The organism is Fusibacter sp. A1, from assembly GCF_004125825.1.
Lineage (GTDB): Bacteria > Bacillota > Clostridia > Peptostreptococcales > Acidaminobacteraceae > QQWI01.
The window spans coordinates 103,336-130,316 of record NZ_QQWI01000002.1 but is presented as its reverse complement, the minus strand read 5'-3'; the positions used below and the strand labels follow the sequence as shown (position 1 = coordinate 130,316).

Sequence of the window (26,981 nt, the reverse complement as noted above, 5' to 3'; positions counted from 1 at the left end):
CCTTTTGCCTTTTGTCTTTGGAAGTGCAAGACTTGTATTCGTCGGGTTATGAATTTCCCAAAGGCTAACTACCAATAGCTAAAGGCTAATCGCTAGTCCCTATTATATAACAAAAGCTGCTTCTCTCGAAACAGCTTAAGTGATTTATTCTAAATAATCTTTTAGTTTTTTACTTCTTGAAGGGTGCTTAAGCTTTCTTAGGGCTTTCGCTTCGATTTGTCGGATACGCTCTCTTGTTACTTCAAATCGCTTACCGACTTCTTCAAGTGTTCTTGCTCTACCGTCTTCAAGACCGAATCTAAGTTTAAGCACCTTTTGCTCTCTAGGTGTCAAGGTATCAAGCACCTCTAAGAGCTGCTCTTTTAGCATTGAAAATGCAGCAGCATCCGCTGGAGCTGGAGCGTCTGTGTCCGGGATGAAATCTCCAAGATGAGAATCTTCCTCTTCACCGATCGGAGTCTCAAGCGATACCGGTTCTTGTGCGATTTTTAAAATCTCACGAACCTTTTCAACAGTCATGTCCATCTCAACAGCGATCTCTTCAGGTTTAGGGTCACGACCCAGATCCTGCAAAAGCTGTCTTGAAACACGGATCAGTTTGTTGATTGTTTCAACCATATGCACCGGAATACGGATAGTACGGGCCTGGTCGGCTATCGCACGAGTGATCGCCTGTCTGATCCACCATGTGGCATAAGTGGAGAACTTGTATCCCTTACGCCAATCAAATTTTTCAACAGCTTTGATAAGACCCAGATTACCTTCTTGAATAAGGTCTAGGAACAGCATTCCTCTACCGACGTATCTTTTTGCGATACTTACCACAAGACGGAGGTTCGCTTCGCAAAGCTTTTTCTTAGCTTCGTCGTCGCCTTCTTCCATTCTCTTAGCAAGTTCGATCTCCTCAGTACCAGAAAGTAGCGGCACTTTACCGATTTCTTTAAGATACATACGAACCGGATCATCGATGCTCACGCCTTTTGGAACAGACAAATCAGCTTTTGAAGGCTTAATCTCGTCTTCATCGTCATCGACGTCATCATCCACTTTGCCAGTCATTTCGATCACACCATCACCGATGATGTCGATACCAAGGTCTCCAAATGAAGTATAGATATCTTCGATCTGGTCTTTATCTAGGATAAACTCGGATAAGGCGTCGTTGATATCATCATATGACAACGATCCATCTTCTTTACCTTTTGCAATCAGTTCTTTTACTGCCTCTACTTGATTAGGTTTTTTTGTCATCAGACCTAATTCTCCTTTCAAATGCTAAGTCAAACCACACTGTATACGGGGCTATAAGCCTCAACTCACCCCTGTAGCAATTTGGTGACCTGAGAAAGTTCCTTTTGAAGTTTTATTCGTTCAACTAGTTTTTCACGATACTTCAAATTTGCATCATCGCCGGGAGTCATCTTCAACTTTTGAATAAAACTGTCCACTTCTTTGATGCGCGCTTCGTAGTATAGTTTTTTATGAAGCTTTAATAATTTCTCAACATCTTGACTGCTTCCGACAAAAGCGACATCAAACAGAATCTCTTTGAGTTTCTTAACTTGCTCAATAGCGAAATATTCTGCTGCCTGCATGATCTCGAATGCGTCGAACGATGAATAATATCGTTTGATTTCTGTAAATAAATCCGCATTTGCTTCGTAGTAAAATCCATTTTGAAGCTGCGTTTCTATAATTTGCACATATCCTTTGGACATTAATGCGCTTTTTAACACAGCTTTCTCTATTGTAAGCAATTTTGAAGTATTAATCAAGGGGGTATCGGATATTTCGTAGGATAAGTCCTCCCCATCAAGATCTTCAGGAGGTTCGAAATCAACTCCATACCAGCCGTCGTCCTCACCCTCATCAACGTCGTGGTGATGTTCGCGGGCGGTTTCTTCGACTTGGATGGCCGACCCCTGTTCCCTATTGAAATCGGCGATGACGTTTCCAGCGCTGAGCCCTATCCTCTCAGCCAGATGGTTAAGATAGACTTCACGCTCCGAATCGGATGTCAGACCTGCGATCATCTTATAAGCTTCTGATAGGAATTGCAGGCGATCTTCGTCATCTTTTAAGTTATACCCTTTTTCAAGCCTTTTTACCGAAAACTCTATCGTGTTCATGGCTAGGTCGATTTGCTTGTCGAATCCCTCTTTTCCATGAACCTTTAACAGCTCATCCGGATCCTTGACATCGCCCATGTCTAAAACCTTCACCTTTAAATGGTAGCCCTTAAACACATCCAGCGACTTGATAATGGCGTTGCGTCCTGCCTCATCCCCGTCATAGGCGAAGATCACTTCCTTATATAATCGACTCAACTGTTTGACATGTCCTTCAGTCAGTGCAGTACCCAAGGATGCGACCGTGTTGACATAGCCGTACTGATGCAGGGTGATCACATCCATATATCCTTCAACGAGGATGACCCTGTTCTCCTTGGTGTTCGATTTTCTTGCTACATTCAAACCATAAAGCGTATTTGATTTATAAAATATGGGAGTCTCTGGTGAATTGAGGTACTTTGGAACACTGTCATCAAGTACCCTACCGCCAAAGGCGACCACTCTTCCCCGATGATCGAATATCGGAAACATCACACGGTTTCTGAACCTGTCGTAATATCCGCCGTTCTCTTTTTTAACGATTAGTCCGCAGCTGAGCATCTGCTCTTCTTTTATTCCGTACTTCTTCAAACCCTTAAGGCAGAAATCCCAGCTGTCAGGAGCGAATCCCAGACCGAACTGTTTCATCACCTTTTCTGAAAGTCCCCTATCCTGAAAATAGGCCTTGGCTTCCTTTGATTCTGTAAGCGACTGATAATAGAGCCTTGCGGCCTGTTTCATCACATCGTACAGGTCTTTTGTGTTCGCTTCTTTTTTAGCAAAATCAGTTTCTAAAAACTGAGCGATATCCACAGAATACCTTTCCGCCAATTGTTCAAGCGCGTCCAAAAAACCGAGGTTTTCGGATTGCATGACAAAATTGATTGCAGATCCTGAAGCGCCGCAACCAAAACAGTGATAGGTCTGACGTTCGTCAGATACCACGAAGGAAGGTGATTTTTCATTATGAAAAGGACACAATCCCTTGTGATTTCTCCCTGCTCTTTTCAGGGGAACAACTGAACCAACCACATCGATCACATCTAGATGATCAAGCAAATATGCTGTTACTTCACGTTTGTATTTCCCCACTTTTTTCCACCATCTATCCGTGCCAGTATTTTGGCACTGTAATTTCTTTATATAGATTGACAGCATAACGGTCCGTCATGCCTGCGATAAAATCTTTTACAGCGATGATACCTTCTTCTTCAGCATAAGTTTGCTGCTCGATCGGTAGCCGATCGGGATTCTCACCAAAATACGTATACAGATAATTTATCAGTTTACGCGCTTTTTGCTCCTCGCCTTTGGCTTCGTCATTCAAGTATACGTTTTTAAACATGAATGTTCGGATAATCTGCATGATCTCCCATGCGTCCTCACTCATTCTGATACTGCGCTTTCCATCACTTGTCATGATCACATCTGTGATCATCTTATCGATTCTGAGGCTATGGGTCGCACCAAAATAATCTACAAACACACGTGGCAAGGTATTGACATCCAAGACTCCTGCGCGGGTAGCATCGTCGATATCGTGATTGATATACGCTATCCTGTCACACAGACGGACAATTTGTCCTTCGAGTGTCGCAGGTTCTGTAGAGCCCGAATGATGAAGTATACCATCTTTGACTTCCCATGTCAAATTAAGTCCTCTTATGTGGTCCTTGCGTTCTTCAAGGAGTTCGACCACCCTGAGGCTCTGCACCCTGTGTTCAAAACCTCCCGGGTGGATCCTATTTAGTTCCGATTCACCGCAGTGGCCAAATGGAGTATGTCCAAGGTCGTGACCAAGGGCAATCGCCTCTGTCAGGTCTTCATTCAGCTGCAAGGCTCTCGCTATCGTCCTTGAAAGTTGCGCGACTTCGAGCGCATGGGTAAGTCTTGTGCGGTAATGGTCACCTTCTGGCGATAAAAACACCTGCGTCTTATGTTTTAACCGTCTGAATGATTTGGAATGAATGATGCGGTCGCGGTCCCTCTGAAAAGCGGTTCTGTAATCGCACGAGTCTTCAGGCACGCTTCGCCCCTTTGAATCCACCGACTTCATGGCAAACTCACTCAGCCAATCTCTTTCTCTTTGTTCCATCCGTTCTTTTAAAGACATCCGATCACCTCGTTTCGAGTCAGGACAACTTCTTCTATTATAGTTAATTCGTCATAACTAAGAAATCACCTCTAAATTTATTTTATTTTATGTTAAAACATACGGCTTATAAAAAAGAAAAACCGCCTCAGCGGTTTTAGTCTTGTTTTTGTTCCATTAGGATCTGTAGAATGATATTGGCAGTTTCTTCTATCGCTTTGTTGGACACATCGATCACCGGGCATCCGATAGCGCTCATGATTTCTTCTGCGTACTCAAGCTCCTCGTTTATCCTGTTCATGTTCGCATAAATCGCGTTAGACGTAAGCCCAAGCGCTTTCAATCTTTCTTCACGTATTTCGTTCAATTTGGCAGGCGTGTTCGTAAGACCCACGATCTTCTTAGAACTGATTTCGTAGACTTCCTTTGGTACGGGCACTTCTGGGACAAGTGGAATATTCGCCACCTTGATGTTCTTATGCGCAAGGTACATGCTCAGCGGCGTTTTCGAGGTTCTTGAAATTCCAAGGATGACGACATCCGCTTTCTTTACACCGCGCGGATCCTTACCGTCGTCGTATTTCACCGCAAACTCAACGGCTTCGACACGATTGAAGTATTTCTCATCCAGCTTGTGAATCGTGCCCGGTTCGTTGATCGGATCCTCGTTTAAAAAATGCTTGAAGGTATGGATCAAGGGGTTCATCACATCGATGAAAGGCATTTTATGCGCTTTGCAAAAGCCTGTAATCATCTCTCGTAGATGCTGAAGCACGGTAGTAAAGACAAGTATCGACCTTCTGGTGGCGGCTTCTTCCAAAATCTCTTTGATCCTCTCCACATCTTCGATATAAGGATACTTCTTTACTTCGAACTCACTATTTTTAAACTGTCCGGCAGCCGCTCTCGCTACGTGCTCTCCTGTTTCACCAACAGAATCGGAAATGATATAGATATAATATTTGCCCATAATTGCCTCCAAATTTATTTGATATCTTAATTCTACCCCATAACATCTGAGTTTAAAAGCCTAGTTTGTTTTACACTGGCCTGGGCAGCGGCAATTAAGGCTCCCGGTACCCTGAACGGTGAACAGGATACGTAGTCTAGTTTGGTCTCAAGACAGAAGGCTATGGTTTTCGCATCTCCGCCCTGCTCTCCGCAAAGCCCCAGCTTTAGGTCCTTATTGGCGCCTTTTCCTAATTTCGCTGCAGTCGCGACAAGTTTTCCAACGCCTTCTATGTCAAGGGATTCAAACGGATCCGCATCAAAAATTTGCTTGTCCTTGTAGACGTGTATGAACTTACCCGAGTCGTCTCTTGAAAATCCGAGTGTCATCTGGGTAAGGTCGTTGGTTCCAAAGGAGAAAAAGTCGGCATGCTCCGCTATCTCGTCGGCGCATAAGGCCGCCCTTGGCACTTCGATCATGGTTCCGATCTGATAATTAAGTGTCGTATCGTGTGTTTTGCAGATGTTCAGTACCTCTTGTTCGACCAGTTGCTTGAGTATCTTGAACTCCTTCACAAAGCCTACAAGTGGAATCATGATACCCACATCCACCGGAGTTCCCTGTTCCTTCACCTTAATCGCAGCTTCTACGATCGCCCTTGTCTGCATTTCATAGATTTCAGGGTAGGTGATCGCAAGCCTGCATCCCCTGTGGCCGAGCATGGGATTGACTTCTTCGAGCCTGCTCAAAAGGCTCTCGATTTCAGAAACCGGTCTGTTGAACTCCTCGGCAAGCAAGACGATATCGTCGTGCCCTGTCGGTAAGAACTCGTGCAGCGGTGGATCAAGCAGTCTAATGACGATCGGCTTACCATTTAGCGCGCTGAACATTCCCATAAAGTCTTCCCTCTGGAAGGGTAGCAAACCCTGGAGCGCTTCTTGTCTCTCTTCGAGACTTTCTGCAAGTATCATTTGTCTGACAAGCTTGATTCTGCTTTTCTCAAAGAACATATGCTCGGTCCTGCAAAGACCGATCCCCTGGGCGCCGAAGTTCAGAGCGGTGATCGCATCTTTTGGCGAATCGCAGTTGGACAGGACTCCTATCTTTGATAGTTCCTTCGACCACACTAAGAAGGTTTCTAGCAAATCATCCTTAAGGCTTGATTCCTTCTCGATTTCACCGATGAAGATCTCACCCGTGCTACCGTCGATCGAAAGGATTTCTCCTTTTTTAACCGTGATATGCCCCACTTCTATGATTCCAAGCTCTTCATTCACGTTCATCTCGGAGCATCCCGCTACGCAGCATTTTCCCATGCTTCTTGCCACCACAGCGGCATGCGATGTCATCCCGCCCCTTGCTGTGATGATTCCCTCGGCATGGAGCATTCCTTCTATATCCTCAGGAGATGTCTCTCTTCTTACAAGAATCGCTTGCTCACCCCTTTTTTTGGCGGCAACCACATCTTCAGAGTAGAAATAAACTGCCCCCACCGCTGCCCCTGGTGAAGCCGGCAGACCGGTTGTCAGCGCGACACGAGGTTTTGCGCTAGTTTGCACGAAGGTCGGATGAAGCAGCTGATCGACGTATTTAGTATCGATTCGTGTGATCGCAGTTTCCTTATCGATCAGGCTCTCATTCACAAGATCCCTTGCCACCCTAAGCGCCGCTCTCGCTGTCCGCTTACCGTTACGGGTCTGTAGCATATATAACTTTTCACTTTCTATCGTAAACTCGATGTCCTGCATGTCCAGGTAGTGTTTCTCAAGGCGCCCGCATACCTTCGACAGCTCTTCAAAACAAGCTGGCAGAAGCTCTTGCAGCTTTTCGATCTTATTAGGCGTTCTGATACCGGCCACAACGTCCTCACCCTGGGCATTCAGCAGGAATTCACCATAAAGACCGGGAGTACCGTCGGATGGGTTTCTCGTGAACACCACGCCTGTACCCGAGCTTGAATCGTAATTGCCAAACACCATACGCTGCACATTGACAGCTGTGCCCATATCGTCTGCGATATCGTTGATTCTACGGTACAGCACTGCACGGGGATTGTTCCAGGATTCAAATACAGCCTCTATCGCTGTCATCAGCTGATCCCAAGGATCAACAGGAAAACTGATTCCCTTTTCGACTTTAACGACATGGAAATAGCTCTTGATGATCTCTTCCATCACACTTAAGTCAAGTTCGATGAAATTGTCGACCTTATGGTGGTTTAAGCGGCTGTTGAGCACGCCGTCAAAATGATATTTAGGGATATTGAGGACCACATCGCTGTACATTTGAATAAAGCGTCTATAGGTATCGTATGCAAAAGACATGTTACCTGTGATTTTACCGAGCGCTTCTGTGGTCTTCTCATTCAGACCAAGATTTAAGACAGTATCCATCATACCCGGCATCGAAACCGGGGCACCCGAACGCACTGAAACCAAAAGAGGGTCCGTCTCGTCGCCAAAGCGTCTGCCGCTTACCGACTCAAGTCGTGCGATTGCCTCTTTGATCTCGCCTTCTATCGACAGAATATGCGATTTGCCGTTTTTGCTATAGGCCCTGCAAGCCTCCGTCGTGATCGTGAAACCCTCGGGCACGGGAAGACCCAGTTTGCACATCTCTGCCAAATTGGCCCCTTTGCCACCTAAAAGGTTCTTCCACGACGCGTCCGCCTCAATAAAATCAAATACCTGTCTCATTCAGCACCTCCAAATTATCGGTTGATTCCCACTAATTCTCACTAAATGTTTCACAAAATAATTTTGACACTACCGTCTTAGAAAATCTTCCAACCACACGGTAGACGGTCTTCCCTTCCTCTTTGAGCACTTCAACCACCGGCAAACTGTCGATCTGATGCGAGATGATCAGCTGAGCGGCCGACACGACAGTGGTGTTGGGCGTCACCCATACAACATTGGGCATCCTTGTCATCACAATGCCCACAGGGAGCTTGCTTATGTCGGCTCCTCCCATCATGGACTTGATCATGTCCTTTCTGGATACGACGCCTACAAGACTCTTGTTCTTGTGAATGTAGATGGAACCCACATTCGCTAAAAACATCGTCGCGATCGCATCGTAAAGGGGCAAGGACTCGTCGATCACTTCCGGGACCGCCATCACTTCGGATACCTTCATCTTGGCAATCTCTGAATAGGTCTCGGTCTCATTGTTCTTCTTACCCAGCAGGTAACCTACCTTCTGTCTTGCGTCCAAATAATCCATATGGCTTAAAAAACTGAGATCCGAGCGGATGGTGCTCTTGCTTAAATCCAGCTTGCTTGCGATTTCATCGCCACTGATCGGTTCGAACTGCGAAACAATCGAAATAATTTCTTTTTGTCTCTTCGTCAGCACTAATAACACGCTCCTTTCCTTACCTTTGATTATATAATACGTACTATATAAATAATCGTCAATATATATGTTGGTTTTTTATATATAAATATTCCAATATGTTAATATATCACGATTTGAGGATTTACTAAGGCGCGTGAAAAAAAAAGAATCGGTGTCAACTTCTGACACCGATTCTTACTTGTTAAAATGCGATTCGCGTTCTGATATATTCCACTAACTCATCGATCTTCACACGTTCCTGTTCCATCGAATCTCTGTGTCTGACCGTTACAGCGCCGTCTTCCTTCGATTCAAAGTCATAGGTGATGCAGAAAGGAGTTCCTATTTCGTCGTGTCTTCTATAGCGCTTACCGATTGAACCGGCATCGTCATAGTCCACTGTGAATTCTTTTCTTAATGTAGCAAATACTTCTGATGCTTCATCGTTGAGCTTTTTAGAAAGCGGGAAGATCGCCGCTTTGAAAGGTGCAAGCGCAGGATGGAAACGCATCACGATGCGTGTGTCCTTCTCATCGATCACTTCTTCGTCATAAGCGTCTACCATAAAGGCGAGCGTCACCCTATCGCAACCTAGTGCCGGTTCGATGACGTAAGGAACATACTTCTCATTCGTCACCGGGTCCACATACTTAAGGTCCACGCCACTGTGTTCCATGTGCCTGTTGAGGTCGAAATCAGTACGAGAGGCGATACCCCATAGCTCACCCCAGCCAAACGGGAACAGATACTCGATGTCAGTCGTCGCATTCGAATAGTGAGAAAGCTCGTCCTCGTCGTGGTCTCTAAACTTGACGTTCTCGTCCTTAAGACCCAACTCAGACAACCAATTAAGGCTGAACTGCTTCCAGTAGTCGAACCATTCGAACTCAGTGCCCGGTTTACAGAAGAATTCCATCTCCATCTGTTCAAACTCACGCGTTCTGAAGATGAAGTTACCTGGTGTGATCTCGTTTCTGAACGACTTACCGATCTGACCGATACCGAAAGGTACTTTTTTACGCGCTGCCCTTTGAATCGCCTTGAAGTTGACAAAAATTCCTTGCGCAGTCTCCGGTCTCATGAAGATTTCTGTTGAAGAATCGTCAGTAACGCCCTGATGCGTCTTGAACATGAGATTGAACTGTCTGATTCCGGTATAGTCATGCTTGCCGCAGTTTGGACAGTCGATTCCTTTTTCCGCAACATAGCTTTCCATCTTTTCGTTAGACCATCCCTCGACATTCTCGACAATGTCGTTTTTGATCATGTATTCCTCGATCAGCTGATCTGCCCTGTAACGGGTCTTACAAGCCTTACAGTCCATGAGGGGATCGTTGAATCCGCCAACGTGTCCTGAAGCGACCCAGACTTTTGGATTCATCAGAATCGCAGCGTCCATACCTACGTTGTAGGGTGATTCCTGAATGAACTTCTTCCACCATGCCTTTTTCACATTGTTTTTAAGTTCTACGCCAAGCGGACCGTAATCCCACGTGTTCGCCAGACCGCCGTAAATATCAGAGCCCGGGAATACAAAGCCTCTATTCTTAGTCAGCGCAACGATTTTCTCCATTGTTTTTTCAGTATTCTTCATATGATCCTCCTTCTACTTTCTTCTTCTTTTCAAAAAATAAAAAACACCCGCTCCCTGGAAAGGGACGGATGAGCTCCGCGGTTCCACCCTAATTGAATTAGATCCACCTTAATTACAGACTGCTCCCAGATGCCCCTCATCCGCTTTCATGACAACTCACACCAACCGTTGTCTCTCTAAAATGAATCTGGATGATTCTTTCTGTTCTTCGCACTGCCTTATGGGTTAAACACCATTTGTAAGAGCATCATAGCATAAAGTCACCTCTTTGACAAGTTCTCATCACAAAAAAACGAGCCGGCTACCCGCCGGCTCGTCCTACCCACTTTAGAATTCGTCTTCGTCAAACTCGTTGACTTCTTCTTTTTCTTCCGCTTCTTCTTTTACTTCTTCTTTTACTTCTTCTTTATGAGCATGGTGTTTGCTTGCCGCTTCATTGATTTTTTCTTTTACGTTTTCAAGCGTGTCTTTTGTGACGTCTTTGACATTGATCACTTCACCGTCTTCTTTGACGATTTTAAGCTCACAGCCAGTGGCAAGCGCTGCGATAATCGCAACAACCGTTGGTCCTGCAAAGAAGACAGCACCTAGAGCGCCAGCAGTGACAGGGATATCAACCACAGTCTTACCATCTTTGTCTAGGTAAATTCGTGTCACATTACCTTTTTTAATCATGTCTTTAAGTGATGCGATGATGTCTTGTCCAAACTGGTTCATTGTCGATGCTTCGCCTTCTTCACCTTGCTCAAGATAGACGATAGCTTCTAAAACGTCACCATTCGTATGCTCTAGCGCTTCTTTTGCTTCCTTATAAGAAACACCTGTACGATCAATCACTTGATCAACTTGCTCTAATGTAATGTTCATATGAATCCTCCTTTTACAGTAGCGAATTTTCGCTCACATTTGTTTTAATACCTCAAGGCTTTTGAGTGGACGTCTCACAAGATGAGCCTCGATAAAACGATCCACAAGAAAATCTATCTCTGTAATCATTCTATCACTAACATTTAAGTCTTGAATAGTACTAAAGGGGCTTTTTAATGCAACGTTAATCCATTTCAAATGTTCTAATGTGATTTTAGTAATACCCGTTAAATGCCCTGCGCAATCACCACATAACACGCCACCAAGATTAACACTGAAATTAGGTGTGAGATTCTTCTGCGTCCCGCATGAGCTGCAGGAGAACAACACCGGTTCAAACCCCATCTTCTGCGCGATCTTAAGACCGTACACCACCTTCAGCACCTTAAGGTCCGTGGCGGTCTCAAGCGCCCTGATCGCATAGACGACCACATCGTACAATTTATTGATATGGTCTCCGTCCTCAAGGGCTGCGTCGATCAGCTCGAGCATATAGCTCCCAAGAAAAAGACGGTTCATATCCGACCTGATGCCCACGTGGGCGTCCTTGATGGTTATTTCATTCAAGGAGGATAAATCCTTTTTAATGACTAGTGCGAACTCACCCTCTACAAATGGTTGCGTGCCCGATGCGAATTTCGATTTCGGATGCCGTGCTCCATTTGCGTAAACCCTAAGCTTTCCTTGGGTCTTGGTAAAAAGCGTAATGATCACATCGCTATCAGCGACTTTCTTACGACCTAGAACCAACCCTTGTGTGTTCATTAACATTTAGTCACCCACAGTTTTTAAAGTAAATGCGCCATCATCAGTGTCGCCAGTGTAAAGTAGATCGATAATCCAGTGATGTCGATCGTTGTAGTGATAAAAGGGGCGGACGCTACAGCAGGATCGACTCCGATTCGTTTAAAGATAAGCGGAACAAGCGTACCGATGGTTGCCGCTGTCAGGATGTTTGCCCACATCGCAAGCCCTACAATCAAACTTAGCATCATTCTTCCCTTCATAAGGTAAGACATGACACCAACAATCGCTGAGCACACAAGACCGACCATGAATCCTACAAAGACCTCCTGAAGGAGAGTCCTGCCGACTTCTGACCCCTGTATGTCGTTGATGGCGATGTTCCTGACAGTAAGCGTCGAACTCTGCGTTCCCACATTACCTCCCATACCCGCAAGGAGCGGCATGAATAGGGCGATGGTCTGATCCGCCGCCAAGGCTTCAGAAAAGCCTGAGATCACAAACGCCGACAGCATTCCTCCGAATATGGTAACGATAAGCCAGGGCAGCCTGGCCTTCACTGAGTAGAGCACGCTTGTGAAAAAGGAGTCCTCGTAGTGGTCGAGTTCTTCATCACCGATACCGGCGATCCTTAGGATATCCTCTGTCGCCTCTTCTTCGAGTACATCGATGATATCATCGACTGTGACGATACCGACAAGCAGTTCATTGTCATCGATGACTGGAACCGCAAGCAGGTTGTATTTCGATACGATCCTTGCAACTTCTTCCTGGTCTGTGGATACATGGACATGAATCACCGATTCGATCATGACATCTTCCACTTTCACAGCAGGATTCGCAACAATCAACTCACGCAGCGAAACGATACCAGCAAGCTTATCGCCCTCGTCTGTGACATAGACATAGTAGATGGTCTCTGCCTCTGGAGCCGTAGTTCTCAAATGCCCGATGGCATCACCAATGGTCATCGTACGCTTCACGTCGATGTAATCCTTGGTCATGATACCGCCGGCAGTGTCCTCGTCGTAGACAAGCAGTTCTGCAACATCCTCCCGATCCTCCTGATCAAGAAGAGAGATGATTCTATTTTTAAGGGCGTCTGAAACTTCGCCCAGGATATCAACGATATCATCCTGACCCATCAGGTCTAGGATGGCAATTTTCTGTTCGTGCTTTAAGAGCGCGAACAGGTCTTCAAAAACATCCGAGTCGATATTGCTGAACACGGCCGCCGCTTGATTTCTGGTGAGCAGGGTGAAGAGCCTGTTCCTCTCGTTGTCTTCGAGTTCCATCATTATTTCAGCTAAGTCAGCGTAGTGAATCTCTTCGATTGCGCTGATTACCGTCTGATCATCGCTTTCCAATAAGTGATGAAGGACCGTATCGTGCAGCTGACTGAACCGCTCTTTATCATCCATGTACATTTTCATGCTGTCACCTCGTACTTTCTTATAAGAAAACCCCTGTCATAGACAGGGGTCAAATTACAAATCCTTAGAATCGTAACCGTAGTTTTTCAGTTGGCTGGAATCATTTCTCCAACCTTCCTTGATTTTAACCCACAGCTCTAAATAAACCTTTGTACCGAGGAGTTTTTCAATATCTTCACGGCTTGATTTTCCGATACCTTTTAGTTTTCTGCCTTGCTTTCCAATAATGATGCCTTTATGGGATTTCTTCTCGCAGATGATCGTCGCCTGTATGTCCACAAGCGGTTTACCTTTTCTTTCCTTGAAGGACTCGATTGACACGGCGACGCCATGCGGAATTTCATCTTCTAGGTAAAGAAGCAGCTTTTCTCTGATGATTTCAGATACGATCGCCCGTTCAGGCTGGTCAGTCACCATGTCGTTAGGGAAGAACATGGGTCCTTCGTTCAGCGTATTCACTACAGCCTTCATCAGCCCGTCGACATTGGATTTATGTAGTGCGGATATTCCGTAAACTTCTGTGACTTGCGGAAGTGCCATGTATTGATTATAGATTACTTCGAAGTCTTCTGGCATCAATAGGTCAAGTTTGTTGATAACGACAAACACCGGCGTCTTCACTTCTTGGAGCATATCAAGGATATACTGGTCCCCAGGTCCGATTTTAGCCGAATCGTCCACCATAAACAGCACTAGATCGACTTCGTTGAAAGTCGTCTTTGCGGCATTCACCATGTATTCGCCCAACTTATGTTTTGGCTTATGGATACCAGGAGTGTCCATAAATACAACCTGAGCCTCTTCTTCATGATAAATCGCACGTATGGTATTACGTGTGGTTTGCGGTTTGTTTGTCATAATTGCGATTTTCTCGCCTACAATACAGTTAAGCAGTGTCGACTTACCAACGTTGGGTCTGCCGATAATCGATACAAATCCTGATTTAAATGCCATCTTAAACTCCTCCTGGACGATTAGTCCAACAACTCTTCTTTAAAAAATCCTAACGGTAGTAATTCAGTCACCTTATGGACGGTGTAGTCCTTCTCATCACCCAAAATGATTTCGATGTTCGAACCGAATTCGGCGATGACCTGTCTGCAGATGCCACAAGGTGTGATCGGGTGATCAAGACTGCTTGCTACAGCAATCGCTGTAAACTCGAGCTCTCCCTCAGAAACGGCTTTAAATATCGCAGTACGTTCCGCGCAGTTTGTCGCTCCGAACGATACGTTCTCTACATTCACACCCGTATAGACCTTACCTGATTTACCAAGCAGGGCCGCACCAACTTGCACTTTTGAATATGGCGCATAAGCAAGTTTTGTTGTTTCTATCGCCATATCCAGTAATTTTCGATATTCCATATGATCCCTCCAGTTATTCTACAACTGATAATCAGACGTAACCATTTGAATCCACAGTTTACCCGGTTTTATCTTTAGTTCGTTTCCGGTAGTGTCATAATAGACCGTTCTCTCTCTATCTGCTGATTTTTTCCAGACTATCTCCACTGATTTTCCATCAGCGATATAATAACCTGTACCTTCACCCACGACATCGATCGCCAATCGACCGTATGAATCGATCACCTTCGTGCCGGCTCTTTGAATGATAATGCTATCAGCATACAATCTCTCACCCGTCGCTTCGTCTAGATGGTCTTTGCCATTGACAGAACGAAGGTAAGACTTGCTTTCTTCATTATATACGAAGTCAATAAAATAACCTAATGAATCTTTTGCAGAAGGCGCTTTGTAGACAACTTTTACCTTAAGTTGATCCCTAGAAGTCTCCGATGCTTTTAGCTCATAGTCAAACGCTCTGCCATCAAAGGTGGCTGTCGACCTGTAGTCTTTGCGTTTAGCCCAGTCCAAAAGCGATTCGGAGGATGCGTACATGTTGTTGGGCATCTTCTTATGGTTTTTTCTCCAAAAGGTATCCCCGCCGCTTGAAAGTCCATCGATGTCAGCCATCTGAAAGCTCTTGATTTCCGATTTCGCCTGTTCGGATCCGCCAACGTGGGTATAAAGCGCGTCATATTCCATCGCAAGTCTTAAAAAGTAAGGTCTGGCGCTTCTTATCGGACCGATATCGGTTGGAAGTTCCGACTGAAAAATGGCAAGATACCTCGTGATTTTCCCTTCGACAAGCACTTCATATACGATATCAGCGGCAGCTAGCCCCGCCTGGGGTCTTGCCAAGTAGTGGTTATCCATCATCACTGCCAGGGGCCTTCTATCGGCGGCTGCATCGGAGATGACCCTTCCATTGAGTTTACTGTAGGTCTGACCCTCGACAGGCTTTGTCGGTTCAGTGGCCGTTGGTTCCTCCACTTCACTTTCAGTTTCTTTTTGAACCACTTCTACTGCGTTTTTATCTGAAGCGTCTGTCTCCGAGTCCTCATCACCGACGGCTTCTGTGACTGCCTGTGAATCCTCACCTCTTGTGTCGTCCCCGCTTGTCTGTCCGTCATCCTTGCCACAAGCGGTAAGCGAAAGCGCAAGCATAAGCACCAAAATCAAAATCCCCCAAAACCTTCTCATGCTATTCCCCCACAATTCTTTCGAGTCCCATTGTTTTCATGATCACTTTTTCTCTTAATCTCATTTCAGTCTTGTCTTCAGCTTTCATGTGGTCGTATCCCAAGAGGTGAAGCATTGAATGACATACAAGGTAGGCCACTTCCCTCTCGATACTGTGCCCGAACTCACCGGCCTGCTCATCCGCTCTTTTGAGGCAGATCACCACATCACCAAGCATCACCGGCTCGTCATCATAAACTTCAAATCCGTCCTCGGTGTAGGTAATAAAGCTCAAGACATCTGTTACGCTGTCTTTTGCACGGTACTCGCGATTGAGTTCTCTAATTCTCTCAGCGCTGACAAGCGTGATGCTCACTTCATAATCCTCATCAAAATTTTCAGCCCTTACCGTTTCTTTCACACTCTGCTCGATCAGCGATAAAAGCGCTTCAGTTACCTCATATTCCGTTTGTTCGTTTTCAATCAATATATCCATCGTTCCTCCTGATAGGCGACCCTCAAATTTACGAATTCTCCACAACATCATAGGCGCTGATGATTTTTTTCACAAGATCATGGCGCACAACATCTTTCCCTGAAAACTCATGCAAAGAGATTTCCTTCACATTTTTCAGTACTTTAAGCGCATGGACAAGACCGCTCTCTTTATTGCTGGCAAGGTCGACCTGTGTCATGTCTCCGTTTACAACCACTCTCGACCCGAATCCGAACCTTGTCAGGAACATCTTCATCTGCGCCTTTGTGGTGTTTTGAGCCTCATCAAGAATGATGAAGGCGTTGTCGAGCGTTCTACCGCGCATATACGCCAGAGGTACGACCTCGATAAGGCCTCTTTCCTTAAACTTGAGATAGGATTCCATGCCCAGAATCTCATAAAGGGCGTCATAAAGCGGTCTTAAGTAGGGATCGATCTTCTGCTGCAGATCACCCGGCAAGAAACCCAAGGACTCTCCCGCTTCAATCGCAGGCCGTGTGATCACGATGCGTTCCACCTCTTTATTCTTAAAGGCGCGAATCGCCATGGCAACCGCTAAGAACGTCTTGCCTGTACCGGCAGGACCTACACCGAATACCACCTCATGGGTCTCCATCGCCTTGACATACTCGCTTTGACCGAGCGTCTTGGCCTTGATGAGTCGCCCCTTGCTTGTCATGCAGACCGCCCCATCTGCCAAATCGAGCACCGCTTCGCTTTTGTAGTCTTTAACAAGGCTCATCGCGTACTGCAGGGCCTGTTTGTCGATCACATCGCCCGATGCGATTCTTCTTATAAGAACACTCAAGAGGTCTTCTGTCATAGCGACTCCGCTATCGAGTCCCGAGATGACTATTTGAGAATCCCTTGATGTCATTTTTACGTGAAAGCGCTCTTCTATCAATTTAGCATGTTCATCCAGATTTCCAAACAGCATATAGAGGGTATCCAGATTTTCTACCGTTATATATCGTGTTTTTTCCATAAAAGCTCCTTTTATCGAATCAGAATCGTGCTGCTTGCTGTCACTCAATTTTACCACAGCTTGGACTGAATATGGATTCCCTTGTAGGAAAAAACGGTTTAACGAAAAAAAAGCAGAACGATTGTTCTGCTTCTTCTGACTTCTAAGATAAGAGCTTTTTAACTTGATCAGCAACGAATTTATTGTCAGATCTGCCGTTGAGTTGATCTTTGACAGCGCCCATCACTTTACCCATTTCCTTCATAGATGTCGCACCAGTAGACGCGATACCTGCTTTGATAATGGCAATGACTTCTTCTTCAGATAACTGTTCAGGCATATAAGCCATAAGAACTTCGATTTCAGATTCGGCTTCATCGGCCAAGTCTTGTCGTTGTCCTTTTATAAATTCTTCTCGGGCTGCACGTTTCTGCTTGATTTGCTTGATGATGATTTCTATACAGTCATCTTCACTAAGCTCCTCGCGCGTATCGATTTCTACTTGCTTGATTGCTGCCCTAAGCATAGTAATCGTCGATTTTCTTACGGCGTCCTTTGCTTTCATGGCCTCTTTTAGATCGGCCATGAGCTGTTCTTTGAGCGCCATGATTTCACCTCACAATTATGCTATTAAGTGTCGAGGCACAAACTTAATGTAAGTGCCTCATAAACACTACATTATCTTTTTTTCTTTTTTCTTCTAGCGGCTTCCGATTTCTTTTTACGCTTAACGCTTGGCTTTTCATAGTGTTCTCTTTTTCTAATCTCAGCCATAAGACCAGCTCTCGCTGTTTCTCTTTTAAAGCGTTTAAGTGCGCTATCAATTGATTCGTTTTCGCCAATAATGATACCAGACATGACAAAACCTCCCTCCGTGCTTTGATGCACTCTGCTTATAGCTCTAGGCCATATTCACAGAGGAACAAGATTAGATAGTGTATTTTTATCTAATCTGCACTACAAATATTTCTTGGCTTTTGCAGTACCTAGTAATTATACATTATTAAAAATCAATTTGCAATTAACAATTTGATTTTTTTCGCAAATCGAAGAAATTTCTTTCAAATATCACTTTTCAAAGGGTGGCCATCCCATTTTTTGGCCGCCCAGCAGGTGATAATGCACATGGAAGACCGTCTGACCACCATCGTGTCCGCAATTGTTCACGAGCCTGTAGCCAGTTTTGTCGATATTCTCGAGTTTTGCGATATGCGCGGCAACCAGTTGAATTCTTCCAAGTACGTCAATGTGATCGTCATCTGCAGTACTTAAGGATTCGATATGTGCCTTGGGTACGATCAGGATATGCACAGGCGCTTCAGGGTTCACATCCCTAAAGGCATAAAGATGTTCGTCTTCATAGACCTTGACCGACGGAATTTCTCCAGCGATTATTTTACAGAACACACAATTCATCATAACAACCTCCCGATAAGTCTCAAATCCTCCCTGTCATCCACCTTACAGACGACAAGCGTATTTTCCTTCATGCCTTCTCCGATCACTTCAACCGTCACATGGGCTTTAGAATTGCCTTTTGCGAACTTGCCGTGCCCGGACACCTTCTCGAGAAGTACTTCGACCTCGGTGCCGATGAACTTTTCCAAATAGGCGTGTTGCATTTTCTCAGCCAGATGGATCAGCTTCTGGCTTCTGGCTTCCTTGACTTGCTCATCGATCTGATCAGGCATCAGGTAAGCCTTGGTTCCTTCACGTTTTGAATATTTAAAAACATGCATCTCAGAAAATCCGACGCTGGCTACAAAGGCTTGAGTCTCGTTGAAGTGCTCATCAGTTTCCCCAGGGAAACCTACGATCACATCCGTGGTGATCGCAGCGTCAGGATAAGCGTTTCTTATCAGTCGCACCGATTCCATGTACTGGGCGGTCGTGTATTTTCTGTTCATCCTCTTCAGTGTCGTATCGCAGCCGCTCTGCATGGACAAGTGGAACTGGTCGCAAAACTTGTCTACTTTTTTCAGCCTATCCACAAAATCCGAATCGATCAGCTGAGGCTCTAGCGAGCCAAGTCTGATTCGTTCTAGACTCTCCACCTCATTTAGCTTTTCAAGCAGTGTGATCAGGTCGATGTCGATCTGGTCTTTACCGTAAGAGGCAAGATGGATTCCTGTCAGCACGATTTCCTTATAGCCGTGTGCGACAACCCTTCTCACTTCAGAAATAACATTAAAGGGTTCCCTGCTTCTTATGTTGCCTCTGGCGTAGGGGATGATGCAGTACGAACAGTACTGGTTGCAGCCTTCCTGTATTTTTAGGAAGGCCCTTGTCTTGCCGGACACACCCTCGATCTGAAGCTCCTCAAAATCGTAGGTATCCATAATGTCACCGACGACCTTACGCTTTTCGTTACCTGACACAGAACCAAGATAATCCACGATCTTAGCTCTCTCGTCTGTCCCGAGCACTAGGTTCACTCCGTCAAGGGCCATCACTTCGTCCGGAGCTATCTGTGCGTAGCAACCGACCACAGCGACCAGCGCCTCAGGATTCATCCGTTTGGCTTTTCTAATGAACTGCCTTGATTTCTTGTCACCTACACTCGTTACAGTACAGGTATTGATCACATACACATCCGCAGACTCAGAAGCCTCTACGACCTCATCTCCGTTTTTTATGAATAACGCCTTCATGGCTTCGGTTTCATATTGATTCACTTTGCAGCCAAGCGTATAAAACGCTACAGTTCTTTTACTCAAAACAGCACCTCCATTTTTATATGATTATACCACCTTCGGATTCCATTTACCATCGCAATGCATGGCAGCTGATTTCTAGCGTCTCTCCCTCAACAACAAAGACGCCGCTCAATATGAGCGGCATCCATCTATTCTACGATATAACTAATCTGAGACAGCAGGACCATCGCAGCGCTTTCTGTTCTTAAAATACGCTTACCCAGACTGATTACCTGGGCGAACTCCTTTAGCCTGTCGATTTCTTCGTCCGCGATTCCACCCTCAGGTCCGATCCAGATCGCAATCTTTGAGGCATCACCCACCAAGTCGCTTATTTTGTTAAGCGAGTTGAGCCGTTCGTTCTCATAAGCGACAAGCACCAGATCATAGTCTCCCATCATGGTCAGCGCCTCACTGAAGCTAACCGATTCTTTTACAAGTGGTTTGATGCTTCGTTTGGACTGCTTTGCCGCCTCATCGGCGATTTTTTGCCATCTTCCCTGCTTTTTAGATGATTTCTCATCGCTGATCTTAGCAACCGACCTTTTCATCTGCACAGGAACGATGCTGTGAACACCGCATTCTACAGATTTTTGTAGCAGGTAATCCCATTTTTGACCCTTGGGAACACCTTGGTAGAGATCCACCTTCACAGGCATTTCTCTTGACGGCAGTCCCTCAAGCAGTGTTAGTCCGACCTCATCCTGTCCTACAGATGCGATTTCACCAAGATAATCGGTTCCCTCTCCGTCGCACACTTCTATATGGTCACCCACCTCAAGCCTAAGGACTTTGGTAAGATGCTTCAGTTCGTCCCTGTCTGTAATCACCGCGACATTTTGCTGCTTGTCTACATTTTTCTTTTCTATATAGAATCTGTTCATTTAAGCCCTCTTAGATACGATCACAGACCATTCGCCCTTATCCTCGGCCTCAACGATCACAAACCCGTTTGAGATCAAAGCGGCTTCTACCTCTTGTCTTTTTTCCACAAGGATTCCCGATGAGATAAACATGGTGTTCTCATGCATGAGCCTGTGTATGTCTGAAGACAGCATGATGATCACATCTGCGATGATGTTCGCGACAATCATGTCTGCAGGTTCTTCAAAAAGGTCGATCAGGTTTCCGAGTTCAAACTTGACTTTGCCCTCAAGGTGGTTGAGCGCCGCGTTTTCACGGCTCGCCTCCACCGCTTTCTCATCGATGTCCACGCCGTAGACACTCGGTATTCCCATCACAGAACCTATGATCGCGAGTATTCCACTGCCACATCCGACGTCATATAACGTTTTAGTATCCCCAAGATATTTTTTAATCTTCTGGGCGCAAAGCGTCGTCGTCTCATGGGTTCCTGTACCGAAAGCCTTACCTGGATCCATCAAAATCATCTGTTGACCCCCACTAGGCTCATATTCTTCCCACACGGGGCAGATGACGATATCTTCTGCGATTTCAAAAGGCTTATAGTATTTCTTCCATTCATCGACCCAGTCCTCTTCATGCACTTCGCTGAAAACGACTTCTGCAAGACCCGGATCCAGTCCGAACTCCGTTAATCCCGCAATCTTATGCTGAATCTCTTGCACTTTCATTTCGGCGGACTCAGGTTCTAATTCGACATACCCTTTTATCAGTGTTCCATCATATTCAAATACTAGCGCTTCCTGACCGAAATAGTCCCAATCGCCTTTGTAGCCTTCGCTGTAGACCTCGTCGTTCGGGTCTTCTGTCACGATACCGCTTACCTCGTTTTCGATCAGTATATTATAGATGGCCTCACACGCTTGAGTTGTTGTTTTTATTTTTAGTTCATACCACATATCAACACTTCCTTTCTTAGTGTATTGTAACTTATAATAGAGACGTAAGCAATCCACAAGTGAAGTGCAAACTTAACTTTTGCTACTAGTATTAGGTGCTAAAACATGGTATTATATTTATGTCAATATTTATTATAGTTGCGAGGAGAGTCATATGATCTATGCAATCGTTCTTGGGTATCTGATCGGCAGCATCCCTTTTTCATTTGTTGTTCCTAAATTATTAAAAAAAGTAGATATTCGAACAGTAGGTAGCGGCAATGTCGGCGCGACCAATGTCTATCGCATATGCGGCGCCAAGGGCGCTCTTGTCGCATTTCTTGGAGATATTCTCAAAGGCATCGCAGCCGTGATCGTCGCGAGTAATCTTTGGGGTTATGAGGCCGGACTGATCGCAGGTGTCTTTTCAATGATCGGTCACTGCTATTCTTACATGCTCGGCTTCAAAGGCGGCAAGGGCGTCACCACAGCTGCGGGCATCGTGCTAGTCGTAAACCCCGTCATCTTCGTCTCTTTGCTTTTATTCATGGTCATGATGATCGGAACGACACGTATCGTATCGCTATCCTCCATCTTAGGGGCGATGCTTCTTCCGGTGCTGGCGATACTGTTAAAAACAACCGACGCATTCATCCTATTCAGTTTCATCATGTCCCTGTTTGTGATCTACAGACATAAGAGCAATATCGGACGCTTGCTCAGAGGCGAGGAAAGCCGCTTCGGTCAAAAGAAGACTTCATGATCGCTACACCATGTACTTCCACGATAGACAATCTGTTTCAATTATAAATTTTGAGGTATGAGTAAAATACATACCTCTTTTTTAATGAAACGGAGTGATAATTATGAGCAAACACCATTATGATTTTATGGGTAAGGGATTCAACTACGTGAAGGCTGTCAAAAGACTTCTTGGAGACCAGTTCACAAGCGTGCAGCTTACGGACGGCGTTGAATTCAAGTGGCACACAGGCAACAGGATACTGAAGCTTGTCGATGACCTGAACACGCTGGTGGTCATTTTTGACGTTCCAGTGCCCGACCTTTACAAGGATAATCCGATCGAGGTGAGACATCACCACGAAGTGGGGCACAACAAGCACGAATGGATCTTCAAAGGCGATAAGATCGAGGATGTCTATGCCCTTATCGAGATAGCGCTTCGAAACTTCGATCCCGAAACCACACATTGATGAAAGCCCGCTCAATAAATTGAGCGGGCTTTTATAGTTAGATCTTAAGGTCAGTCATGCATAAGGCTCTGCCTAAACCTTCTTGAGAGCGGTATGCCTTCATTGTTCTGGAACAAGGTCACATCGTCGTGTCCGATGCATTTTATATGCGTTCTGTTCACCAGGAAGCCCTGGTGGGTCTGTACAAAATTGGATGCGATTTTCTTTTCGTCCTTTAGGGCCTTAATTGTGCCGTAAAAGTCATAATTACCGTCACGGGTGATTACCTTGATCTTTCTCTGCTGTTTCTCAAAATAGAGAATGTGATGAAGAGGAAGGCTGACCCTCCCCTGCTTGGTCGAAAGTTCATAGATAGGCTCCGTCTTGCTTAGGATATTCCTTAACTCCGAGACCTCCTTAAAGGTTTTGAGCATATGCTCCCGTTGTAGGGGAATTCGCCACATATCAAAAGGATGTGTGCTGAATATATCGTTCAATTCAAAATGTTGAAGTGCGATCAGCACCAAGTGCACTGCCGGCCATTGCTTCCTGATCGTGATCAATTGCTGCAGTTGTTCCTTTGTACCGGTTTCTGCTATGATCATATCGATATCTTTAGTTTTTAAGGATTCTAGCAACCCTTCCCACTGCGATCTTTCGAAGCTATATCCTGAGCAGCTCTCAGGTATGATATCTCGTTTAAGAGTCTCTATAATATAATCTTGTGATCCCACATACATTACATGACAATTCATATAACACCTCCTTCACGCCTTATATATCCGAAAGCCACCCGAATAATCAAAACAGCAAACAAGCAAATCAAAAAAAAAACGCCACGAAGGTTCGTGGCGTTGCAATTACTGTATTTCATGTTTATGAAAATTTTATGAAGGTTCTTCATACTTTCTATCAAGATGCTCTTTGACACTTTCTGGCGTCTCAAGCGAGATTTGACCTATGATGCCTCTTCTGAATTCATCCAGTATGAGACGTGATACTCGTTGGTAGTCGACGCTGTGCTTGGATTGGATGCACCCTCTTCTGATCGCGATGTCTTCTATCGCCTTAAGCGGCTCATCAGGGTCGATTTCTACATTATAGCGCGTTTCGAAATTTTCCTTATACCGATGAAGCGTATCGCGGACAAAGTATAGCGCGATCTCCTCAAGTGGCAGAATTTCATCCTTGATCGATCCTGTGAAGGCCAAATTGAGACCGACATACTGGTCCTCGATTTTAGGCCACAAGATTCCTGGAGTATCGAACAATTCGATGTCGTTTTTCACCCTCACCCACTGCTTACCTTTTGTCACACCAGGCCTGTTACCCGTTTTAGCGGATTTTGAACCTGCAAGGTTGTTGATAAGGGACGATTTTCCCACATTGGGAATTCCTATGATCATCATGCGTATCGCACGTTGCTTTCTATTTTGTCTTTCAAGTTTATCCGTCAAGTCCTGACTGGCGCGTTTAACGGCGGCAAGCAGGTTTGAGATGCCTTTACCATGGATCGCGTCGATTGGAACCGCTTCGATTCCGCAGCGTCTATAATCTTCTACCCAGGCTTGTAGTGAGACAGGGTCCGCGAGATCCGCCTTGTTGAGTGCGACCACTTTCGTCTTGTTACCGATCAGTTCTTCGAATATTGGGTTCTTACTCGAATAGGGCATGCGAGCGTCAAGTAGCTCAACTACACAGTCGACCAATTTTAAATTTTGTTTGATCAAGTCATGTGTTTTCTTCATATGACCTGGATACCAGTTTATGATCATGCCGTACTCCTTTCTTAAAAAAACATAAGGGCTGGATAACCAGCCCTTTTTGCTTAATTAGCGCATGCGCTCTTTAACTTTTGCAGCTTTACCAACACGATCCCTTAAGTAGTTAAGCTTAGCTCTTCTAACTTTACCTCTTCTCACAACTTCGATTTGCTCGATTTTTGGAGAATGTACAGGAAGTGTCTTTTCAACACCAACGCCGTAAGAAATTTTTCTTACAGTAACTGTTTCGCTAACACCGCCGCCTTGTCTTTTCATAACAACGCCTTCGAAAATCTGAATTCTCTCACGCTTACCTTCAGTAATTCTAAGGTGTAGCTTAACTGTGTCACCAACGTTAAATGGTGTAACTTCTGCTTTCAATTGTTCTGATTCTAATTGATTGATAATATTCATGGGTTTCCCTCCCCTCGTCTAGACGTTCAATACCCTCAAGGAGCAGAGGAACATCCGTAATCACAAAACTCATTATATCACATAGACGTAGTCCATACAATAGTCTTTTGGGCATTACTTGCGCCTATGTCTCTCTTTTATCGGAAGTTCCACCACATGGTCCATTCCTACGATCGAAAGACACTTCTTCAAGCGTTTGAATTCCTTCTGATCGGCTCTCATAAGCACTTTTTCAATATGTAGGTCGAAGAGATCTCTTCGTCTTTCATAAGTGATTTCAAGTGATTTCGCATAGCGCCAATCTTCGATATTCTGATGATGTCCACTCAAGAGAACCTCTGGAACAGGCATGTTCTCGTATTCCGCGGGCTTCGTGTAGTGCGGATACTCTAACAGGTCATTCTCAAAACTTTCGTCCTGATGGGATTCGGCTCTGCCGAGCACGCCTTCAAGAAGCCTGACCGTCGCGTCAATTGTGACAGCTGCGGCGAGTTCACCGCCAGTAAGGATGAAATCACCGATGGAGATCTCCTCGTCGACATAAGCGTCGATGATCCTCTGATCAAAACCTTCATAGTGTCCACAGAGCATGACCAGTCGACTTTTCTTGGAAAGCTCCTGGACCCGCTTTTGATTGAGCGTCTTGCCACGTGGAGTAAAATAGATCACATGCGCCTCACCTGTAGGATTCACATGCTCAAGCGCCCTTTTCACAGGATCTACCTGCATTACAAGACCGGCACCGCCGCCATATGGGGTATCATCGACCTTGTTATGCTTATAGACTGTAAAATCTCTGAGATTATGCGTGTCGATGGACACATGTCCTGAGTCCATCGCTCTCTTGATCATCGACTCAGAAAGTCCACCCTTCACAAGTTCTGGAAAAAGGGTGATCACATCAATTTTCATCGATAAGCCCTTCAATCAGTTCCACAACCATCTTCTTGTTGTCAAAATCAAGCTCGACAACAAATGCTTCTACAAAAGGAAGAAACCATCTTTTCGAACCGTTCTGAATTTCAAGCAAGTCCTGTGACTTGTTTTGAATGACGTCTGTCACAACGCCGTGGCTGACTTGATCCTCTGTCACTACATCAAGACCGATCAGGTCTTCCACATAGAACTCTTCTTCTTCAAGGTTGGCACCTTGAGTTTCCCGGTCAATGTACAGCTCTCTATTTTTCAATCTTTCAACATCGTTTATATGATTGTAACCTTCGAATTTGATAATCAACATGTTTTTTTGATACTTGACCCCAACGATTTTTAGGGCCTGCTCGCCTTTTTTATCCAAGTACACATAACCGACTTCTTCGAATCGTTTCAAATCACTCGTAAAAGGATAGACTTTCACCTCACCTTTTAACGCATGTGTATTCACAATTTTCCCGATAGTTAAATATCCAGACATCCGGGACCTCCAACTCTTGACATAAATTTACCCACTGCTTATGCAGTGGGTTTACTTTATTGTAAAATTTCGACAACGACGCGCTTTTCTTCACGCGCTGACGCAGCTTTCACAACTGTTCGAATCGCTTTAGCAATTCTCCCTTGTTTACCGATCACTTTACCCATATCTTCAGGTGCGACTCTCAGTTCAACCACAATGGCATGTTCTGTGACATTTTCAGTAACAGCAACTTGCTCAGGATAATCAACTAGTGCTTCAGCAATTCTTTTAACTAGTTCACCCATTGTGCACCTCCATTTGTCGTCGGACTATTTTTGGTCTTTAAACTTTTGGATAATGCCTTCTTTAGTAAGAAGCATTTTAACAGTCTCAGTCGGTTGTGCACCGTCTTTCAACCATTTGATCGCTCTTTCTTCATTGATTTTGATTTCAGCAGGTTCAGTAAGAGGGTTGTAAAAACCTAACTCTTCGATAAATCTACCATCTCTAGGAGATCTTGAATCAGCAACAATTACTCTATAAAAAGGTTTTTTGTTAGATCCCATTCTTTTCATTCTAATTTTAACAGCCATGTATTTCACC

General features: G+C 45.0%; 30 protein-coding genes. 2 read left to right on the top strand and 28 right to left on the bottom strand.

Annotation, left to right across the window (positions count from 1 at the left end; all coding sequences use genetic code 11):
- Nucleotides 1-144: 144 nt before the first annotated feature.
- The 21 genes from rpoD to prmA form a co-directional block, all read right to left on the bottom strand.
- On the bottom strand, nt 145-1,251 hold the full coding sequence (rpoD, locus tag DWB64_RS02615; protein ID WP_129486632.1) for an RNA polymerase sigma factor RpoD: 1,107 nt from the start codon (nt 1,249-1,251) through the stop codon (nt 145-147).
- A gap of 65 nt (nt 1,252-1,316) precedes the next feature.
- Nucleotides 1,317-3,203 carry a DNA primase gene (gene dnaG / locus DWB64_RS02610; RefSeq protein WP_164980194.1) on the bottom strand — a complete coding sequence of 629 codons (1,887 nt, stop codon included), beginning with the start codon at nt 3,201-3,203 and terminating at the stop codon, nt 1,317-1,319.
- A 13-nt stretch (nt 3,204-3,216) separates the two neighbouring features.
- Nucleotides 3,217-4,224 (bottom strand): deoxyguanosinetriphosphate triphosphohydrolase, encoded by a 1,008-nt coding sequence (locus tag DWB64_RS02605; RefSeq protein WP_129486630.1) that lies wholly within the window; start codon nt 4,222-4,224, stop codon nt 3,217-3,219.
- 136 nt (nt 4,225-4,360) lie between these two features.
- Nucleotides 4,361-5,173, bottom strand: a complete 813-nt coding sequence (locus tag DWB64_RS02600) for a pyruvate, water dikinase regulatory protein (RefSeq protein WP_129486629.1) — start codon at nt 5,171-5,173, stop codon at nt 4,361-4,363.
- A gap of 32 nt (nt 5,174-5,205) precedes the next feature.
- Nucleotides 5,206-7,848, bottom strand: coding sequence for a pyruvate, phosphate dikinase (gene ppdK, locus DWB64_RS02595; RefSeq protein ID WP_129486628.1), 2,643 nt, complete (start codon nt 7,846-7,848; stop codon nt 5,206-5,208).
- Between the two features lie 31 nt (nt 7,849-7,879).
- Nucleotides 7,880-8,509: a helix-turn-helix transcriptional regulator gene (locus DWB64_RS02590; RefSeq protein ID WP_129486627.1), complete on the bottom strand. Its 630-nt coding sequence runs from the start codon at nt 8,507-8,509 to the stop codon at nt 7,880-7,882.
- A gap of 184 nt (nt 8,510-8,693) precedes the next feature.
- A complete protein-coding gene (locus DWB64_RS02585; RefSeq protein ID WP_164980193.1) occupies nt 8,694-10,085 on the bottom strand; it encodes a glycine--tRNA ligase in 1,392 nt (463 codons plus the stop codon).
- Nucleotides 10,086-10,412: 327 nt separating this feature from the next.
- Nucleotides 10,413-10,952 (bottom strand): DUF4342 domain-containing protein, encoded by a 540-nt coding sequence (locus tag DWB64_RS02580; protein ID WP_129486626.1) that lies wholly within the window; start codon nt 10,950-10,952, stop codon nt 10,413-10,415.
- 33 nt (nt 10,953-10,985) lie between these two features.
- A complete protein-coding gene (recO, locus tag DWB64_RS02575; protein WP_129486625.1) occupies nt 10,986-11,723 on the bottom strand; it encodes a DNA repair protein RecO in 738 nt (245 codons plus the stop codon).
- 17 nt (nt 11,724-11,740) lie between these two features.
- Nucleotides 11,741-13,129 (bottom strand): magnesium transporter, encoded by a 1,389-nt coding sequence (mgtE, locus tag DWB64_RS02570; protein WP_129486624.1) that lies wholly within the window; start codon nt 13,127-13,129, stop codon nt 11,741-11,743.
- A 54-nt stretch (nt 13,130-13,183) separates the two neighbouring features.
- On the bottom strand, nt 13,184-14,083 hold the full coding sequence (era, locus tag DWB64_RS02565) for a GTPase Era (RefSeq protein WP_129486623.1): 900 nt from the start codon (nt 14,081-14,083) through the stop codon (nt 13,184-13,186).
- A 20-nt stretch (nt 14,084-14,103) separates the two neighbouring features.
- Nucleotides 14,104-14,496 (bottom strand): cytidine deaminase, encoded by a 393-nt coding sequence (locus DWB64_RS02560; protein WP_129486622.1) that lies wholly within the window; start codon nt 14,494-14,496, stop codon nt 14,104-14,106.
- Between the two features lie 18 nt (nt 14,497-14,514).
- A complete protein-coding gene (locus DWB64_RS02555) occupies nt 14,515-15,675 on the bottom strand; it encodes a DUF3048 domain-containing protein (protein ID WP_129486621.1) in 1,161 nt (386 codons plus the stop codon).
- Nucleotide 15,676: 1 nt separating this feature from the next.
- On the bottom strand, nt 15,677-16,150 hold the full coding sequence (ybeY, locus tag DWB64_RS02550; RefSeq protein WP_129486620.1) for an rRNA maturation RNase YbeY: 474 nt from the start codon (nt 16,148-16,150) through the stop codon (nt 15,677-15,679).
- A gap of 28 nt (nt 16,151-16,178) precedes the next feature.
- A complete protein-coding gene (locus DWB64_RS02545) occupies nt 16,179-17,135 on the bottom strand; it encodes a PhoH family protein (protein WP_129486619.1) in 957 nt (318 codons plus the stop codon).
- A 142-nt stretch (nt 17,136-17,277) separates the two neighbouring features.
- Entirely contained in the window at nt 17,278-17,721 is a 444-nt protein-coding gene (locus tag DWB64_RS02540; protein ID WP_129486618.1) for a GatB/YqeY domain-containing protein, read from the bottom strand.
- A gap of 71 nt (nt 17,722-17,792) precedes the next feature.
- Nucleotides 17,793-17,972 (bottom strand): 30S ribosomal protein S21, encoded by a 180-nt coding sequence (gene rpsU / locus DWB64_RS02535; RefSeq protein WP_129486617.1) that lies wholly within the window; start codon nt 17,970-17,972, stop codon nt 17,793-17,795.
- A 210-nt stretch (nt 17,973-18,182) separates the two neighbouring features.
- Complete coding sequence (locus DWB64_RS02530; protein ID WP_129486616.1) at nt 18,183-18,533, bottom strand: histidine triad nucleotide-binding protein; 351 nt, start codon at nt 18,531-18,533, stop codon at nt 18,183-18,185.
- Nucleotides 18,530-19,831, bottom strand: coding sequence for a tRNA (N(6)-L-threonylcarbamoyladenosine(37)-C(2))-methylthiotransferase MtaB (gene mtaB / locus DWB64_RS02525; RefSeq protein ID WP_129486615.1), 1,302 nt, complete (start codon nt 19,829-19,831; stop codon nt 18,530-18,532). Before mtaB ends, DWB64_RS02530 begins: the two co-directional genes overlap by 4 nt.
- 128 nt (nt 19,832-19,959) lie before the next feature.
- On the bottom strand, nt 19,960-20,694 hold the full coding sequence (locus DWB64_RS02520; protein WP_129486614.1) for a 16S rRNA (uracil(1498)-N(3))-methyltransferase: 735 nt from the start codon (nt 20,692-20,694) through the stop codon (nt 19,960-19,962).
- Nucleotides 20,695-21,633: a 50S ribosomal protein L11 methyltransferase gene (gene prmA, locus DWB64_RS02515; RefSeq protein WP_129486613.1), complete on the bottom strand. Its 939-nt coding sequence runs from the start codon at nt 21,631-21,633 to the stop codon at nt 20,695-20,697.
- 154 nt (nt 21,634-21,787) lie between these two features.
- Here prmA and plsY point away from each other — a divergent pair, with 154 nt between their 5' ends.
- Together plsY and DWB64_RS02505 are read left to right on the top strand one after the other, a co-directional pair.
- Nucleotides 21,788-22,375, top strand: coding sequence for a glycerol-3-phosphate 1-O-acyltransferase PlsY (gene plsY / locus DWB64_RS02510; protein WP_129486612.1), 588 nt, complete (start codon nt 21,788-21,790; stop codon nt 22,373-22,375).
- A 103-nt stretch (nt 22,376-22,478) separates the two neighbouring features.
- Nucleotides 22,479-22,826 carry a hypothetical protein gene (locus DWB64_RS02505; RefSeq protein ID WP_129486611.1) on the top strand — a complete coding sequence of 116 codons (348 nt, stop codon included), beginning with the start codon at nt 22,479-22,481 and terminating at the stop codon, nt 22,824-22,826.
- A 50-nt stretch (nt 22,827-22,876) separates the two neighbouring features.
- Here the strand turns inward: DWB64_RS02505 and DWB64_RS02500 are convergent, their stop codons facing one another.
- The 7 genes from DWB64_RS02500 to rpsP all read right to left on the bottom strand — a co-directional run bounded on the left by DWB64_RS02500 (nt 22,877) and on the right by rpsP (nt 26,971).
- Nucleotides 22,877-23,560: a LytTR family DNA-binding domain-containing protein gene (locus tag DWB64_RS02500; RefSeq protein WP_129486610.1), complete on the bottom strand. Its 684-nt coding sequence runs from the start codon at nt 23,558-23,560 to the stop codon at nt 22,877-22,879.
- A gap of 132 nt (nt 23,561-23,692) precedes the next feature.
- Complete coding sequence (ylqF, locus tag DWB64_RS02495; RefSeq protein ID WP_129486609.1) at nt 23,693-24,580, bottom strand: ribosome biogenesis GTPase YlqF; 888 nt, start codon at nt 24,578-24,580, stop codon at nt 23,693-23,695.
- A 57-nt stretch (nt 24,581-24,637) separates the two neighbouring features.
- Nucleotides 24,638-24,982 carry a 50S ribosomal protein L19 gene (rplS, locus tag DWB64_RS02490; protein ID WP_129486608.1) on the bottom strand — a complete coding sequence of 115 codons (345 nt, stop codon included), beginning with the start codon at nt 24,980-24,982 and terminating at the stop codon, nt 24,638-24,640.
- A 114-nt stretch (nt 24,983-25,096) separates the two neighbouring features.
- Complete coding sequence (gene trmD, locus DWB64_RS02485; protein WP_129486607.1) at nt 25,097-25,894, bottom strand: tRNA (guanosine(37)-N1)-methyltransferase TrmD; 798 nt, start codon at nt 25,892-25,894, stop codon at nt 25,097-25,099.
- Nucleotides 25,884-26,396, bottom strand: coding sequence for a ribosome maturation factor RimM (rimM, locus tag DWB64_RS02480; RefSeq protein WP_129486606.1), 513 nt, complete (start codon nt 26,394-26,396; stop codon nt 25,884-25,886). The genes trmD and rimM overlap by 11 nt, the downstream gene beginning before the upstream one ends.
- Before the next feature lie 56 nt (nt 26,397-26,452).
- A complete protein-coding gene (locus tag DWB64_RS02475; RefSeq protein WP_129486605.1) occupies nt 26,453-26,683 on the bottom strand; it encodes a KH domain-containing protein in 231 nt (76 codons plus the stop codon).
- 24 nt (nt 26,684-26,707) lie between these two features.
- Nucleotides 26,708-26,971 carry a 30S ribosomal protein S16 gene (rpsP, locus tag DWB64_RS02470; protein ID WP_129486604.1) on the bottom strand — a complete coding sequence of 88 codons (264 nt, stop codon included), beginning with the start codon at nt 26,969-26,971 and terminating at the stop codon, nt 26,708-26,710.
- Between the last annotated feature and the right edge of the window lie 10 nt (nt 26,972-26,981).

Coding starts and splice junctions, on each gene's coding strand:
- DWB64_RS02555 (WP_129486621.1), bottom strand. CDS start 15,675: ATGAGAAGGTTTTGGGGGATTTTGATTTTGGTGCTTATGCTTGCGCTT.
- DWB64_RS02530 (WP_129486616.1), bottom strand. CDS start 18,533: ATGATGAATTGTGTGTTCTGTAAAATAATCGCTGGAGAAATTCCGTCG.
- DWB64_RS02560 (WP_129486622.1), bottom strand. CDS start 14,496: ATGGAATATCGAAAATTACTGGATATGGCGATAGAAACAACAAAACTT.
- DWB64_RS02605 (WP_129486630.1), bottom strand. CDS start 4,224: ATGTCTTTAAAAGAACGGATGGAACAAAGAGAAAGAGATTGGCTGAGT.
- DWB64_RS02585 (WP_164980193.1), bottom strand. CDS start 10,085: ATGAAGAATACTGAAAAAACAATGGAGAAAATCGTTGCGCTGACTAAG.
- recO (WP_129486625.1), bottom strand. CDS start 11,723: ATGTTAATGAACACACAAGGGTTGGTTCTAGGTCGTAAGAAAGTCGCT.
- ppdK (WP_129486628.1), bottom strand. CDS start 7,848: ATGAGACAGGTATTTGATTTTATTGAGGCGGACGCGTCGTGGAAGAAC.
- DWB64_RS02580 (WP_129486626.1), bottom strand. CDS start 10,952: ATGAACATTACATTAGAGCAAGTTGATCAAGTGATTGATCGTACAGGT.
- DWB64_RS02500 (WP_129486610.1), bottom strand. CDS start 23,560: ATGAATTGTCATGTAATGTATGTGGGATCACAAGATTATATTATAGAG.
- ylqF (WP_129486609.1), bottom strand. CDS start 24,580: ATGATCATAAACTGGTATCCAGGTCATATGAAGAAAACACATGACTTG.
- era (WP_129486623.1), bottom strand. CDS start 14,083: ATGGCATTTAAATCAGGATTTGTATCGATTATCGGCAGACCCAACGTT.
- DWB64_RS02600 (WP_129486629.1), bottom strand. CDS start 5,173: ATGGGCAAATATTATATCTATATCATTTCCGATTCTGTTGGTGAAACA.
- rplS (WP_129486608.1), bottom strand. CDS start 24,982: ATGAATATTATCAATCAATTAGAATCAGAACAATTGAAAGCAGAAGTT.
- DWB64_RS02520 (WP_129486614.1), bottom strand. CDS start 20,694: ATGAACAGATTCTATATAGAAAAGAAAAATGTAGACAAGCAGCAAAAT.
- DWB64_RS02505 (WP_129486611.1), top strand. CDS start 22,479: ATGAGCAAACACCATTATGATTTTATGGGTAAGGGATTCAACTACGTG.
- rpsU (WP_129486617.1), bottom strand. CDS start 17,972: ATGTCTGGTATCATTATTGGCGAAAACGAATCAATTGATAGCGCACTT.
- ybeY (WP_129486620.1), bottom strand. CDS start 16,150: ATGGATATATTGATTGAAAACGAACAAACGGAATATGAGGTAACTGAA.
- plsY (WP_129486612.1), top strand. CDS start 21,788: ATGATCTATGCAATCGTTCTTGGGTATCTGATCGGCAGCATCCCTTTT.
- DWB64_RS02545 (WP_129486619.1), bottom strand. CDS start 17,135: ATGGAAAAAACACGATATATAACGGTAGAAAATCTGGATACCCTCTAT.
- rpsP (WP_129486604.1), bottom strand. CDS start 26,971: ATGGCTGTTAAAATTAGAATGAAAAGAATGGGATCTAACAAAAAACCT.
- DWB64_RS02540 (WP_129486618.1), bottom strand. CDS start 17,721: ATGGCGCTCAAAGAACAGCTCATGGCCGATCTAAAAGAGGCCATGAAA.
- rimM (WP_129486606.1), bottom strand. CDS start 26,396: ATGTCTGGATATTTAACTATCGGGAAAATTGTGAATACACATGCGTTA.
- DWB64_RS02475 (WP_129486605.1), bottom strand. CDS start 26,683: ATGGGTGAACTAGTTAAAAGAATTGCTGAAGCACTAGTTGATTATCCT.
- prmA (WP_129486613.1), bottom strand. CDS start 21,633: ATGTGGTATGAACTAAAAATAAAAACAACAACTCAAGCGTGTGAGGCC.
- trmD (WP_129486607.1), bottom strand. CDS start 25,894: ATGAAAATTGATGTGATCACCCTTTTTCCAGAACTTGTGAAGGGTGGA.
- rpoD (WP_129486632.1), bottom strand. CDS start 1,251: ATGACAAAAAAACCTAATCAAGTAGAGGCAGTAAAAGAACTGATTGCA.
- mgtE (WP_129486624.1), bottom strand. CDS start 13,129: ATGAAAATGTACATGGATGATAAAGAGCGGTTCAGTCAGCTGCACGAT.